This window comes from uncultured Tateyamaria sp. (genome assembly GCF_947497045.1).
In the GTDB taxonomy this organism is placed as follows: Bacteria; Pseudomonadota; Alphaproteobacteria; order Rhodobacterales; family Rhodobacteraceae; genus Tateyamaria.
The window spans coordinates 521,820-535,842 of the sequence record NZ_CANMEU010000002.1 but is presented as its reverse complement, the minus strand read 5'-3'; the positions used below and the strand labels follow the sequence as shown (position 1 = coordinate 535,842).

Genomic DNA, 14,023 nt, shown 5'->3' with positions numbered 1-14,023 from the left:
GTTGCAACATCACGGCGGCAACCATCCGCCGAAGGGAGACGGGCATGACAGCGGTGATTTTCGATCTGGACGGGACGTTGGCGGATACAAGCGGGGATTTGCTGGCCGCTGCGAACGTGTGTTTCCGCGATATGGGGTTGGGGGATGTGCTGGGACCAACGGATGCGGGTGTGGCCTTGCGCGGGGGGCGTGCGATGTTGCGCGCCGGTCTGATGCGCGTCGGTCAGATGGAGGAGGCGACAATTGATCGCTACTACCACATGTTGCTTGAGGCGTATGGGGCCGACATTTCCACCCACACCGTGATCTATCCCGGTGCGATGGCCGCCGTCGAGACGTTGAAATCCCAGGGCCACGCAGTGGGCATTTGCACCAACAAACCCGAAGGGTTGGCAGAACAGCTGCTGCGCGACCTTGGCGTGCGGGATGCCTTTGGCAGTCTGGTCGGGGCTGATACGCTGCCGGTGCGCAAACCCGACCCCGAACCGCTGTTCGAGGCGACCCGCCGTCTTGGCGTTGATCCGCGCGCCTGCCTTCTGGTGGGTGACAGCGATACGGATCGCAACACCGCGCGTGCTGCCGGAGTCCCGTCGGTGCTGGTGACATTTGGCCCCTCGGGCGAGGATATGGTGGCGCTTGAGCCCGAAGCCTTGCTAGAGGATTTTGCAGCCCTGCCATCCGTCGCCGCTGCCCTTTTGGGTCGCTAGGAAACGACAGCCCCGATTTCAAAGCCTCAAATCGCGCGCCTTTGCCTTGACGCACCCCCGCGATCTCCAGCAGACATAAGCCATGACAGAACGATTTACCGGCAGCTTCACACAGCAAGACCCCATCCCCGAGGCCGGGATTGCAGCAGCACTTGCTGTCCTGCGCCATGGGCGTTTGCACCGCTACAACACGGCCCCTGACGAGCTGTCCGAAACCGCGCTGCTGGAACAGGAATTTGCGGCCACCGTGGGGGCGAAATACTGCCTTGCCGTTGCCTCGGGTGGCTATGCGATGGGGACCGCCCTGCGGGCCCTTGGCGTGGGTCCGGGTGACAGGGTGTTGTCCAATGCGTTCACGCTTGCGCCGGTGCCGGGTGCGATTGCGTCCGTGGGCGCGACCCCGGTCTTCGTGGGCGTGACCGAAGGGCTGACCATCGACCTTGATGATCTCGCAGCCAAGCTGGACCAAGCCCGCGTCCTGCTGCTCAGTCATATGCGCGGGCACATTTGTGACATGGATCGGTTGATGGCGATGTGTGACGCGGCAGGTGTGCAAGTGGTCGAGGATTGCGCACACACCATGGGAGCGGCCTGGCACGGGGTGCCATCTGGGCGACATGGTGTGATCGGCTGCTATTCCTGTCAGACCTACAAACACGTCAATTCGGGCGAGGGCGGATTTCTGGTGACGGACGATCCGCATCTGGCTGCAAAATCCGTCATGTTATCCGGCAGCTACATGCTGTTCGAACGCCACCTCGCGGCCCCCCCGCCCGAGGCCTTTGCCGATCTGAAATACACCACGCCCAATATCTCGGGGCGGATGGATAACCTGCGCGCCGCCATCCTGCGTCCGCAAGTGGCCGACCTGGCAACGCAATGCGCCCGCTGGAACGAACGATACTATGCGCTTGAAGCCGGATTGCGCAACACGCCCGGTCTGCACATCGTTGAACGACACGAGAAGGAAACCATCGTCGGCTCTTCCATTCAGTTTCTGTTGCTGGACTGGGCGGCGGATCGGGTGGTCGAGGTGATTGACCGCTGCAAGGCACGCGGGGTCGAGCTTAAATGGTTTGGGGCGCCCGAACCTGTGGCCTTTACCAGCCGCTATGACAGTTGGCGTTATGCCCCGTCCGCACCGATGGCCGCCAGCGACCGCATCCTCGCCGGGGTGGTTGATATGCGGGTTCCACTGACCTTCAGCCTTGAGGATTGCGCCCTTATCGCGCGGATCATCCGGTCCGAAGTCTCGGCCGTCTATCAGTTGACGGCCGTCGCGGAATAAAGCGACACCTTCGCTGAACTGCGCAGGGTCTCGCGACCACGGGCTGCATCGTTCAACGCGTCATTGCGCTGATCAAAGATGTGTTTGACCCGAAACCTCTTGAAAATGATGGGACGCGAGGCGGAAAACACGTCCCCGCCATTCGCGTCTGGATCGGTAACCGCAACGGGAGAATGTGCGGGTGTGGCGGCTTGGTTCCGCTTGAGACGAAAGAACGCTCGACAGACAAGAGTGGCGGGCATATATTTAATGAACAAGTGTTCATTAAAAGCAGGGAGGCGCGCAATGTTCACCCATTCCATGACGTTTGATCTGGGCGAGGATGTGAATGCGCTGCGCGAGATGGTGCATCGGTGGGCGCAGGATCGGGTCAAACCGATGGCGGCCAGAATTGATCAGACCAACACCTTTCCCCCCGAACTCTGGCCCGAAATGGGTGCGCTTGGCCTGCTTGGTATCACGGTGGATGAAGAGTTTGGCGGCGCGGGCATGGGCTATGTCGCGCATACGGTGGCGGTCGAGGAGCTGGCGCGGGCAAGCGCCTCGGTTTCCCTTAGCTATGGTGCGCATTCCAACCTGTGCGTTAATCAAATCAGCCTGAACGGATCGCCCGCTCAAAAAGCGCGATACCTGCCGGGGCTGGTCAGTGGTGCCCATGTAGGCGCACTTGCCATGTCCGAAGCGGGGGCCGGATCGGACGTGGTCTCCATGAAACTGAACGCGGAAAAGCGCAACGACCGCTACATCCTGAACGGCACCAAATACTGGATCACCAACGGCCCCGATGCGGACACGCTGGTGGTCTATGCCAAGACCGAGCCCGAGGCGGGCCCCAAGGGCATCACCGCATTCCTCATCGAAAAGTCGATGAAGGGTTTTTCGACCTCGCCCCATTTTGACAAGCTGGGGATGCGCGGCTCGAACACGGCCGAACTGATCTTTGAAGACGTCGAAGTCCCCTTTGACAACGTGCTGGGTGAAGAAGGGCGGGGCGTGTCTGTGCTGATGTCCGGTCTGGATTACGAACGGGTCGTGCTGGCGGGCATCGGCCTTGGCATCATGGCTGCCTGCATGGACGAAATCATGCCCTACCTGTCCGAACGCCGCCAGTTCGGCCAGCCCATCGGATCATTCCAGCTGATGCAGGGCAAGATTGCGGATATGTACACGGCGATGAATTCGGCGCGCGCCTATGTCTACGAAGTTGCCAAGGCCTGTGATCGCGGCACGGTCACACGGCAGGATGCGGCGGCCTGCTGCCTTTATGCCTCGGAGGCCGCGATGAGCCAGGCGCATCAGGCGGTGCAGGCGATGGGCGGGGCCGGGTTCCTGAATGATGCACCCGTGGCCCGTATTTTCCGTGACGCCAAGTTGATGGAGATCGGGGCAGGCACGTCTGAAATCCGGCGGATGCTCGTGGGGCGCGAACTGGTCACGGCGATGGGGTGATGCCACGCCCGGTCCTGATCACCACGGCCAGCCTCGTGCTGGTTGCGGCCCTTGGGGGCTACTGGCTTGGCCAGCGCCAGCTGGATCTGGACGCAACGGATGTGATCAACGCCGTGGCTGCACAGCATGTGGCCAGGCACGGCGGCACAGTCGCGGACTGCCTTGGTTGGGCAGGTACGGGGCAGGTGGTATTTCAGGTGCGCTGCGGTGAGATCATGTATCATGTGGACCGTCTTGGCACCGTACGGATCGCACCGGAGGACGGCATATGAACATGGCCGCGCAATGCTTGTCGCATCCTGCCGAGACGCTCGCGATCATCGATCTGACGGATGGTGCGCGCCGTGACGTGACCACGGGCGCGCTGACAGAGATGACGAACGGGCTGGCGCGCGCCCTGATGGATCGCGTGGCACCGGGCGACCGGGTTGGCGTGCTGCTGTCGCAGTCCCCATGGTGCGCAGCAGCACATCTGGCGATCTGGAAAATCGGTGCGATTTCAGTGCCTTTGTTCAAACTCTTCAAGCATGAAGCACTCGCGTCCCGCATGTCGGATGCCGGGGTTGACCTTGTGCTGAGTGATGCTGAAGGTGCGGCTTTGGTGGGAGGACTGGCAGAGTGCTGGGAGGCAAGCGCGGTGGGTATTGTGGGGGCAGCTGTGCCGTTTGCGCAGGCCACTTCGGACACGCCCGCCGTGTTGATCTACACCTCCGGCACGACCGGCACACCCAAGGGCGCGTTGCATGGTCACGGGGTGCTCGATGGGCACGTACCGGGCGTCAGCCTCAGCCATGATGACCTTGGTCAGCCGGGCGATTGCCTGTGGACCCCTGCGGACTGGGCGTGGATAGGCGGGCTGTTTGATGTGCTGATGCCGGGGCTTGTACTTGGGGTGCCTGTAGTCGCGGCCCGGATAGGGAAATTTGACCCAGAGCAGTGCATGAATATCACCCGACAAGTTGCTGTTAAAAATGTATTTTTTCCACCAACTGCCTTGCGTATGCTCAAGACCGCGGACGCCCGCATTCCCGGTCTGCGCTCTGTCGCCAGCGGGGGGGAGCCGCTTGGGGCCGAGATGCTCGCGTGGGGTCAGAACGCGCTTGGGCTGACCATCAATGAATTTTACGGCCAGACCGAGTGCAATATGGTCGTCTCAAACTGCGCGGCCCGCCTTCCAGTGCGCCCCGGCTACATGGGGCGGGCCGTGCCGGGGTTTGACGTCGAAGTAATTGATATGGATGGGGAAATAACGGCAGATGAGGGTGATATCGCCGTGCGGCGCGGTGCCCCATCCATGATGCTGGAATATTGGAACCGCGCGGACGAAACGGCTGCCAAGTTCCGAGGTGATTGGATGCTGACCGGAGATCGCGGGCAGAAGGACGGCCCCGACATCCGCTTTGTCGGGCGCGATGATGATGTGATTACTTCGGCGGGCTACCGCATCGGCCCCGCCGAGATCGAGGATTGTCTGCTGACCCATCCGGACGTGGCCACGGTGGGGGTCGTCGGCAAACCCGACCCGTTGCGCACCGAAATCGTCAAAGCCTATGTCGTGCGCAAGCCGGACGCAGACGTGACAGCGGACATATTGCGCGACTTTGTGAAAGAGCGCCTTGCAAGCTATTCATACCCAAGGGAAATCACCTTTTTGAATGAATTGCCCATGACGGTCACCGGCAAGGTGATCCGCAAAGAACTCAAAGCCCGCGCCGCCGCGGAAATCGGAGACAGACCATGAAACTCACCTCGCAGGCGCTGCCCTCATCAGAGGCGTTCAAGGCCAATACGGCCGCCCATCTTGCCGCGCTGAAGGACGTACAGACCGCTGCGCAGGCTGCCGCGATGGGGGGTGGTGAAAAATCCCGCGAACGGCATTTGAGCCGGGGCAAGATGCTGCCCCGTGACCGGGTCGCCAACCTGCTTGATCCCGGCAGCCCGTTTCTTGAGGTGGGCGCGACGGCGGCGCACGGCCTTTATGGCAGTGCGGCCCCTTGTGCGGGTGTGATCGCGGGCATCGGGCAGGTCATGGGACAGGACGTGATGATCCTGTGCAACGATGCGACGGTGAAGGGCGGCACCTACTACCCCATGACCGTCAAAAAGCACCTGCGCGCCCAGGAAATTGCGGAACAGAACCATCTGCCCTGCATCTACCTCGTCGACAGCGGCGGTGCGAACCTGCCCAATCAGGACGAGGTGTTTCCCGACCGTGATCATTTCGGGCGCATTTTTTTCAATCAGGCGCAAATGTCGGCCAAGGGGATTGCGCAGATTGCCGTGGTGATGGGATCGTGTACCGCCGGAGGGGCCTATGTGCCCGCGATGTCGGATGTGACGATCATCGTGCGTGATCAGGGCACGATCTTTCTGGCGGGGCCACCGCTGGTCAAGGCTGCGACGGGCGAGGTCGTGAGCGCCGAGGATCTGGGCGGCGGTGACGTACACACGCGGCTGTCGGGCGTCGCTGACTATCTGGCCGAGGATGACGCCCATGCCCTCGCTCTGGCCCGCCGCGCCGTGGGGCATCTGAACCGTACCAAGCCCGCCACCGTGCAGTGGCAATCGCCCGAAGCGCCCGCCTATGACCCTGACGAAATTCTGGGCGTGGTCCCCGCCGATCTGCGCACCCCTTACGACATTCACGAGGTGATCGCGCGGCTGGTTGATGGGTCGCGCTTTGATGCGTTCAAGGCGCGCTTTGGCGAGACACTCGTCTGTGGGTTCGCCCATATCAAGGGCTGCCCCGTGGGCATCATCGCCAACAACGGTGTGCTGTTTTCCGAAGCGGCCCAAAAGGGCGCGCATTTTATCGAACTTTGTTCGCAACGCCGTATCCCCTTGGTGTTCCTGCAAAATATCACCGGCTTCATGGTGGGGCGCCAATACGAGAACGAAGGGATCGCCCGGCACGGGGCCAAGATGGTCACGGCTGTTGCCACCACATCTGTGCCAAAGGTCACGATGCTGGTGGGTGGCTCGTTCGGGGCGGGCAATTACGGGATGGCGGGGCGCGCCTATTCGCCCCGGTTCCTGTGGTCCTGGCCCAATAGTCGCATTTCGGTCATGGGCGGCGCGCAAGCCGCAGGCGTGCTGGCCACCGTCAAGCGTGACGCGATCGAGCGGGGCGGGGGCGCGTGGTCAGTAGAGGAAGAGGCCGCCTTCAAGCAACCCACAATCGATATGTTCGAGGAACAGGCCCATCCGCTTTATGCCTCGGCCCGGTTGTGGGATGACGGCGTGATCGATCCGCGCAAGGCGCGCGATGTGCTGTTCCTGTCGCTGAGTGCGGCGCTGAATGCCCCGATTGAGGAAACACGCTTTGGCGTGTTCCGGATGTGATGCGGGCCATGAGAAAAGTTTGCAAACTGATGATCCCGACCTTGCAAAATGGAGAGGCCGCCCATGTTTGACACGATCCTGATTGCGAACCGGGGCGAGATCGCGTGCCGTGTGATGGAAACGGCCCAGGCCATGGGGGTGACCTGTGTGGCCGTCTATTCGGACGCGGATGCGCAGGCCAAGCATGTGGCGATGGCGGACCGCGCGGTCCATATCGGCGGCGCGGCCCCGGCTGACAGCTATCTGCGCGGTGATGTGATTATTCAGGCCGCATTGGACACGGGCGCGCGGGCGATCCATCCCGGCTATGGCTTTCTGTCCGAGAACCCGGATTTCGTCGAAGCGGTCGCGGCCGCGGGCCTCACCTTTATCGGCCCCTCGGCCAAGGCCATCCGCGCCATGGGTCTCAAGGATGCGGCGAAGATACTGATGGTTGAGGCGGGCGTGCCGGTCGTGCCGGGCTATCACGGGGCGGATCAGGATGACGCGCTGCTGGCGGATGAAGCGGCCAAGATGGGCTATCCGGTGCTGATCAAGGCCGTCGCGGGGGGCGGGGGCAAGGGCATGCGTCTGGTTGAGGCGGCGGAGGGCTTTACCGACGCGCTGGCCAGCGCCCGCTCCGAGGCAAAGACCGCCTTTGGCAACCCGGATGTGCTGGTCGAGAAATTTGTAACCCATCCGCGCCATATCGAGGTGCAGATCTTTGGCGACGGCACCCGCGCCGTCCACCTGTTCGAGCGGGACTGTTCCCTGCAACGCCGCCACCAGAAAGTGATCGAAGAGGCTCCGGCCCCCGGCATGACGCCCCAGATGCGTGCGGCCATGGGTGACGCGGCGGTGAAAGCGGCCGAAGCCATTGGTTACAAAGGCGCGGGCACGGTTGAATTCATCGTGGACGGGTCCGGCCCCCTGCGCACTGACGGGTTCTTTTTCATGGAGATGAACACCCGTCTTCAGGTCGAACATCCCGTGACCGAGGCCATCACGGGCGTCGATCTGGTCGAGTGGCAATTGCGCGTGGCCGCTGGCGAAGGGTTGCCCAAGGCGCAAGACGAATTGCACATCGACGGCCACGCTTTCGAGGCGCGCCTATATGCCGAAAACGTCCCCGCAGGGTTTCTGCCCGCGACCGGCACACTGACCCATCTGGCGTTCCCCGAAACAGCGCGGGCCGACAGTGGGGTGCGCGCAGGCGATGAGATCAGCCCGTTTTACGATCCGATGATTGCCAAGGTGATTGTGCACGGCCCCACCCGCGCCGTGGCCTTGCGCCGCTTGTCTGCGGCCTTGGCTGGCACCCAGGTGGCGGGCACGGTCACGAACCTCGCCTTTCTGGGCGCACTTGCGGATCACGCGGGTTTCGGTCGGGGCGAGGTCGACACAGGGCTGATCGCGCGTGATCTTGCCGATCTTACGGCGGTCAACGCGCCGCAGGCCCGCCACGCGGTGGCTGCCGCCATGGCCCTGACCCGGCTCGATGCGCCGGGGCTGATGGCCGGGTTCACCCTTTGGGGCGCGAACACCCAGACGATTGGGCTGAAGTGGGGGGATGACGTTCTGGACGTGCAGGTGCAGGTTCTTGGACCTGACACGCAGCAGTGGCAGGTTGGGGGGCATTCCCTGACCGCCGTGCGCCGGCATGGAACCTGGCGCATCGACGGCGATCCCGCTCCGGAGGTGGCCTGCGCGGAGGGCACGGCCACCGTGTTTGACGCCTATGGCATCACCTATGCCCATATCGACCCGCTGGATGTCGCGGCGAGCGTGGGCGGGGATGGCAATGTGATCCTCGCCCCCATGCCCGGCGTATTGAGGGCGGTGTTTGCAACCGAAGGGGCGCTGGTGGCCAAGGGCGACAGGTTGGCCGTTCTCGAAGCGATGAAGATGGAACACGCCCTGCTTGCCGCGCGCGACGGGGTGGTGGCCGAAGTGCTCGCCGCGACGGGCGATCAGGTCGTGGCCGGGGCGGCGCTTGTCCGGCTCGAGGATGAGGGTGACGCGTGAGCGACCTGCACCTCACTGGCTATGTCTACAGCGTCTACACTCGGGCCGCGCGGATGGGGCTGCATCTGGCTGGGTGCACCTATGGCTATACCGAGGTCGATCCGTTCGAGGCGGCGGGGGCACGCGCCACGGGTCATCCGATGGGCCGGGTGCCGACGCTGTATGTCGACGGGGCAACAATCTACGAGACGGCGGCGATCCTGCGCTGGTGCGAGGCCCATCGCGGCAAGGGCGCGCCGCCCGTTGTGCAAGCCCGCGTGGCGCAGGTCGGCGGGATTGTTGATTCCTACGGCTACTGGCCGCTGGTACGACAGGTGTTTTCCCATGGCTGGTTTCGCCCCGTCATGGGCGAAGAGGCGGACCCCGATCAATTGCGTGCAGGGCTTGAGGCGAGCGGCGTGGTGCTGGACATGCTCGATTCGATTGCGAAAGGTGGCGACGTGCTTGACGGCGTCACGTTGACCTCTGCTGATTGCCACCTCGCACCCATGGTCGATGCCTTTCAGATGGTGCCAGAGGGGGCGGCGGCGCTGGCCGAGCGACCTGCACTTGACCGCTGGTTCAACGCGCTGGCCGCGCAGCCCGCATTTCTCGACACCCGGCCCGACTGGCCAGACCCCCGCAAGGAGAAACCATGATCACGCTCCATCACTGCCCGCAAAGCCGGTCGATGCGCACGCTGTGGCTGCTTTATGAACTCGACATCCCGTTTCGGGTCACGGTCCACCCCTTCGACAAATCGCTGCGCCGCCCCGAATTTCTGAGCCTCAGTCCGGCGGGTCGGGTGCCTGCCCTCGAAATCGACGGCGAGCGGATGTTCGAGACGGGCGCGATCACGCAATACCTGTGCGAACGCTTCAGCCCCGACCGGATGGGGCGCGGTGTGGACAGCCCGGACCGGATGGCGTGGCTCGTTTGGGTGCATTTTGCCGAAACGATCAGCCAGCATGTGGCGGCCCTGACCCAGCAACACATCATGCTCTATGAAGATCACATGCGCAGTGCCATCGTAATGAAGCTGGAGGCGGCGCGGATTGCCAAATGCTATGACGCGATTGAGGCGCGGCTGTCCACGCCGGTGGAAAACCGCGACTATCTGCTGACCTCCGGGTTCAGTGCGGCTGACATCTCGGTCGGGCAGGCGGTTTACATGGCACGGCATTTCGCGCCGCTCAACAATCACCCCGAGACGGCGGCATGGTATGCGCGGATCACCGCACGGCCCGCGTTTACGTCGTGCTTGCCCCAGACGGGGGGTGGCCTTTACGCTCGGGACTTCTATCCGGTCTGGGAGGGATAAGATGGCAGGACGTGTCGAAATCTACGAAGTGGGCCCGCGCGATGGTTTGCAAAACGAAGCAAGCGAGATCGCGGTGGCGGACAAGGTCGCGCTGATCGATTGTCTCAGCGGGGCGGGGTTCAGGCGTATCGAGTGCGCCAGTTTCGTAAGTCCCAAATGGGTGCCCCAAATGGCAGGCAGCGGCGATGTGCTGGCCAAGATCATGCGTGCGGAGGGGGTGCGCTATGGCGCGCTGACGCCCAACATGCGCGGCTACGAGGATGCGCTGGCGGCAGGGGCGGATGAGGTGGCCGTGTTTGCCTCGGCCAGCGAAGGATTCTCCAAGGCCAATATCAACGCCACCATTGAGGAGTCGCTTGATCGCTTTGCCCCTGTCATCGCAGCCGCGCGCGCCATTGATCTGCCGGTGCGGGGCTATGTGTCTTGCGTGGTCGAATGCCCCTATGACGGCGCGGTGGACCCTGCTGCTGTGGCGCAGGTCGCGGATCGGCTGTTTGCGATGGGCTGTTACGAGATCAGCCTTGGGGACACTATCGGGCGCGGCACGCCGGATGCGATTGCACGCATGCTGCTGGCGGTGCGCGATGTGGTCCCCGTGGGCCGCTTGGCGGGCCATTACCATGACACCGGGGGCCGGGCGATGGACAATATCGATGTCTCGCTCAGTCTGGGTGTGCGGGTGTTTGATGCGGCTGTGGGTGGGTTGGGCGGATGCCCTTTCGCGCCGGGAGCTGCCGGAAATGTGGCGACCGAAGCGGTTGCGTTGCACCTGTCCCGGCTTGGCTATGACACAGGCCTCGACATGGACAGGGTGGTCGAGGCCGCCGCCCTTGCCAAAGCGATGCGCAGCTAGGGCCGCAGCTCAAAGGGACCGACATGCCTGACACGATTTCAATCATAACGGACGCGCGCGGTGTTGCGACGCTGACGCTGAACCGGCCTGAAAAACACAATGCGCTCAGTGCGGTGATGCTGGCCGAATTGACCCAGGCAGCGACGGATTTGGGCCGCGATCCGGCGGTGCGGGTGGTGGTGCTGACGGGCGTGGGCAAGAGTTTCTGTGCAGGCGGTGATCTGGACTGGATGCGCGCCCAGATGCAGGCCGGTGCGGCGACCCGCGCGCGCGAGGCGGGCAAGCTGGCGCATATGCTCCAGGCGTTGAACACCATGCCCAAACCGTTGATCGGCGCGTTGCAAGGCAACGCCTTTGGCGGCGGGGTGGGCATGGCCTCGGTCTGTGACGTAGCCGTCGGGGTTGATCACCTGAAAATGGGGCTGACGGAAACGCGACTTGGGATCATTCCGGCCACCATCGGCCCTTATGTGCTGGCGCGCATGGGCGAGGGGCGCGCGCGCCGCGTGTTCATGTCGGCGCGCCTGTTTGGTGCGGCGGAGGCGGTTGATCTGGGGCTGCTGGCGCGCGCCGTGCCTGCGGATGATCTGGACGCGGCGGTTGAGGCCGAGGTTGTGCCTTACCTGTCCTGCGCCCCCGGAGCGGTGGCGGCGGCCAAGGCGCTGGCCCGCGATCTGGGCCCGCGCATTGACGATGACACCATTGCAATGACGATCAAGGCCCTGAAGTCACGGTGGGAAACGGAAGAGGCGGCCGAGGGCATTGGCGCCTTCTTTGACAAGCGCCGCGCGGCGTGGATGTTGGACTAGGTCCCGGCAAAGTCCGAGCGGCGCGCCCGCAACGCATCCGACACAAACCGGGTGAAGGCGGCAATGCGTGGCACCGCGCGCAGATCCGCATGGGTCAGCACCCATATCGGTGGGTAGGCAAACAGCGGCAAGCCGGGCACGCGCCCCAGATCGGGGTCGGTGTCGCCCAGGAAACAGGGCAGGCGTGTCGCCCCAAGGCCCGCACGCACCGCGCCCGATATGGCCACCATGTCATCCATCTGCATCGCGATACGCAGGTTGGGATAGGCTTCGCTCACCGCCTTTTGTGGCCCCTCCCAACGTACAAATCGCAGCCAGTCCAGCCGCTTGTCTGGATCATCGGCCAAACGCGCAAGATAGGCGTGGCTGGCGAAGACGGCGGAATTCTGGGTCGCAACCTGCCGGCCCACAAGGTCAGGGTCGGGGGACGATGAGATACGGATGGCCACCTCTGCCTCGCGGTGGGCAAGGTTCAGCGGTTTGTTGGCCCCGAGCGCGATCAAATCCACTTCGGGATGAGCGCGCGCAAAATCGCCAAAGATCGGGGCAAGCATCGTCTGGATCATCAATTGCGGTGCCGTCACCGTCAGTGGTCCGCTGATTGAGGTATCGCGCGATGCAATCGCGCGGGTCAGAGTGGCATGTTCGACCTCGAACGCCTCGGCGGTGCGCGCCGCGTCCTCACCGGCCTGTGTCGGCACATATCCTGTGGGGCGGCGATCAAACAGGGGCGTGCCAAGGGCCGCCTCGGCGGCGGCAATCCGACGGGCCACGGTGGCATGGTTCACCTTGAGGGTGCGGGCTGCCCCGCTCAGCCCGCCGTTGCGCACCGTTTCAAGTACAAAGCGCAGATCGCCCCAATCCATATCACGTCCGCTCATCAGAGTTGTCTTTCCTGATCGTTTTTGCACAGGTGGGGCATCACAATCCCTAATTCCCGGACAGCACCAGTACGCGTATCAACAGAGGCGAGATCAGGAACAAAGGACAAAATATGACCACCCATGCCGTTGCGATGTTTCGGGTTACGAACGCCGAAAGTTTGACCGCCTACCGTGAAAAAGCCGCCGACGCTTTGGCGCGCCATGGAGGACAGGTGGTGCAGGCCTCGCCCGATCTCAAGGTGCTTGAGGGCAATCCGGTGGTGCCGGATGCGATTGCGGTTGTGTCTTTTCCCGACCGGGCCGCTGCCGAGGCCTGGATATCGGACCCCGACCTGGCGGATGTGCATGCGTTGCGCCGTGGGGCGGGCAACTCGGAAATCATACTGCTTTAGGCCGGTTTTCACCATCTGGACCGCAGAGGGCGCACCGCCACATAAAAGGCGCGCCCTTTATACCCTGAATTGCGTCCCGAAACTGACGTAAGGTAATTTTCTTTTGATTTAGCGTCATTTTTCGTTACTTTCAGAACAACCGCGCGCTCGCTTGGACATTTTTGGGCGTGTGCGGCCTGATGGAAGTATACCACGCATGACGCACGCCTCTTTTGATTTCAGTAACTTGGTCGAATTTGACGCCCTTGCGCAGTCTATTGCGGCGCGGCTGAACTGTAGTCTGAGCTTGATCAGCATCACGAACGGGGACGCGTTGCAGGCGATGGGGCACTCAGGTCACGAGCCCGACATCGCGCAAAGATCGGTGGCCGCGCGTGACACGATCTGCATTCATACGATGCGGGCCGGTCAACCTCTCAAGATCGCTGACGTGCGCGCAGATCCCAAGTTTCGGAGCGCGCCCACGGTCGAGGCGTTGAATATCGGGGCTTATCTGGGGGTGCCTCTGCGTGTGGACTGTGGCGATGTCGTTGGCGCGATGTGTGCGATTTCACGCGAACCGCGCATCTGGCAGGATGCGGAGGTGTCCTATTTGCAGGCGGTGGCCGATCTGGCCGAAAGCAAGATTGAACGGCTCACACTGCGCTATGAGCACGGTGCCCTCAGCCGGGCGCTGGCCGAGAATGACGCGATCCTTTCGACCCTTGCCGAGACGCGCGGCAAGGCGGTGACGGTGCATAACGAAGACGGCGACCTGGTCTTTGCCAATGCGACGTTGCGCACCGATCTGCATCTGAGCTTTCAGGAGCTTCTGGCGTTGCCGCGCGCTGCGCAGCAGCTGGTTGCACAGGGCGTGGAGGCTGGAGCGGTCGAAGTGAACGTGCCGGGCCGTCCGACGCACGCGCTTTTTGCCCATGTCTTCGCGGTCAAGGACGGTCTGACCCTTGCCGAATGGCACCGCGACGCCTGACCTGACGGGAAACGGCGCGGATGCG

Annotated in this window: 15 protein-coding genes; 13 read left to right on the top strand and 2 right to left on the bottom strand. The window is 63.1% G+C overall.

The window, feature by feature from the left end; translation table 11 throughout:
• Positions 1–44: 44 nt before the first annotated feature.
• Together Q0859_RS06180 and Q0859_RS06175 are read left to right on the top strand one after the other, a co-directional pair.
• Positions 45–707 (top strand): HAD-IA family hydrolase, encoded by a 663-nt coding sequence (locus tag Q0859_RS06180; protein ID WP_299148706.1) that lies wholly within the window; start codon positions 45–47, stop codon positions 705–707.
• Positions 708–789: 82 nt separating this feature from the next.
• Entirely contained in the window at positions 790–1,995 is a 1,206-nt protein-coding gene (locus tag Q0859_RS06175) for a DegT/DnrJ/EryC1/StrS family aminotransferase (RefSeq protein WP_299148704.1), read from the top strand.
• Here the strand turns inward: Q0859_RS06175 and Q0859_RS06170 are convergent.
• The gene (locus Q0859_RS06170; protein ID WP_299148701.1) at positions 1,971–2,237 is read right to left on the bottom strand and encodes a hypothetical protein; all 267 of its coding nucleotides are present in this window, start codon (positions 2,235–2,237) and stop codon (positions 1,971–1,973) included. The two genes, Q0859_RS06175 and Q0859_RS06170, sit on opposite strands and share 25 nt — an antisense overlap.
• Positions 2,238–2,280: 43 nt before the next feature.
• On the opposite strand from Q0859_RS06170, the gene Q0859_RS06165 reads away from it, so the two are divergent.
• The 9 genes from Q0859_RS06165 (at position 2,281) to Q0859_RS06125 (ending at position 11,752) form a co-directional block, all read left to right on the top strand.
• Positions 2,281–3,444: an isovaleryl-CoA dehydrogenase gene (locus tag Q0859_RS06165; protein WP_299148699.1), complete on the top strand. Its 1,164-nt coding sequence runs from the start codon at positions 2,281–2,283 to the stop codon at positions 3,442–3,444.
• Positions 3,444–3,716, top strand: coding sequence for a hypothetical protein (locus Q0859_RS06160; protein WP_299148697.1), 273 nt, complete (start codon positions 3,444–3,446; stop codon positions 3,714–3,716). Before Q0859_RS06165 ends, Q0859_RS06160 begins: the two co-directional genes overlap by 1 nt.
• Positions 3,713–5,185 carry an AMP-binding protein gene (locus Q0859_RS06155; RefSeq protein WP_299148693.1) on the top strand — a complete coding sequence of 491 codons (1,473 nt, stop codon included), beginning with the start codon at positions 3,713–3,715 and terminating at the stop codon, positions 5,183–5,185. Before Q0859_RS06160 ends, Q0859_RS06155 begins: the two co-directional genes overlap by 4 nt.
• Entirely contained in the window at positions 5,182–6,786 is a 1,605-nt protein-coding gene (locus Q0859_RS06150; RefSeq protein WP_299148691.1) for a carboxyl transferase domain-containing protein, read from the top strand. Before Q0859_RS06155 ends, Q0859_RS06150 begins: the two co-directional genes overlap by 4 nt.
• Before the next feature lie 63 nt (positions 6,787–6,849).
• Positions 6,850–8,790, top strand: a complete 1,941-nt coding sequence (locus Q0859_RS06145; RefSeq protein WP_299148689.1) for a biotin carboxylase N-terminal domain-containing protein — start codon at positions 6,850–6,852, stop codon at positions 8,788–8,790.
• Positions 8,787–9,428: a glutathione S-transferase family protein gene (locus tag Q0859_RS06140; protein ID WP_299148687.1), complete on the top strand. Its 642-nt coding sequence runs from the start codon at positions 8,787–8,789 to the stop codon at positions 9,426–9,428. Before Q0859_RS06145 ends, Q0859_RS06140 begins: the two co-directional genes overlap by 4 nt.
• Positions 9,425–10,090, top strand: coding sequence for a glutathione S-transferase family protein (locus Q0859_RS06135; RefSeq protein ID WP_299148685.1), 666 nt, complete (start codon positions 9,425–9,427; stop codon positions 10,088–10,090). The genes Q0859_RS06140 and Q0859_RS06135 overlap by 4 nt, the downstream gene beginning before the upstream one ends.
• A gap of 1 nt (position 10,091) precedes the next feature.
• On the top strand, positions 10,092–10,943 hold the full coding sequence (locus Q0859_RS06130) for a hydroxymethylglutaryl-CoA lyase (RefSeq protein WP_299148683.1): 852 nt from the start codon (positions 10,092–10,094) through the stop codon (positions 10,941–10,943).
• A gap of 23 nt (positions 10,944–10,966) precedes the next feature.
• A complete protein-coding gene (locus tag Q0859_RS06125; RefSeq protein ID WP_299148681.1) occupies positions 10,967–11,752 on the top strand; it encodes a crotonase/enoyl-CoA hydratase family protein in 786 nt (261 codons plus the stop codon).
• Here the strand turns inward: Q0859_RS06125 and Q0859_RS06120 are convergent.
• Positions 11,749–12,633, bottom strand: coding sequence for a LysR family transcriptional regulator (locus tag Q0859_RS06120; RefSeq protein WP_299148679.1), 885 nt, complete (start codon positions 12,631–12,633; stop codon positions 11,749–11,751). The two genes, Q0859_RS06125 and Q0859_RS06120, sit on opposite strands and share 4 nt — an antisense overlap.
• A gap of 113 nt (positions 12,634–12,746) precedes the next feature.
• Between Q0859_RS06120 and Q0859_RS06115 the strand changes: the two genes are divergently transcribed.
• Together Q0859_RS06115 and Q0859_RS06110 are read left to right on the top strand one after the other, a co-directional pair.
• Positions 12,747–13,028: a DUF1330 domain-containing protein gene (locus Q0859_RS06115; protein ID WP_299148677.1), complete on the top strand. Its 282-nt coding sequence runs from the start codon at positions 12,747–12,749 to the stop codon at positions 13,026–13,028.
• Between the two features lie 196 nt (positions 13,029–13,224).
• Entirely contained in the window at positions 13,225–13,998 is a 774-nt protein-coding gene (locus Q0859_RS06110) for a GAF domain-containing protein (RefSeq protein ID WP_299148674.1), read from the top strand.
• Positions 13,999–14,023: the final 25 nt, after the last annotated feature.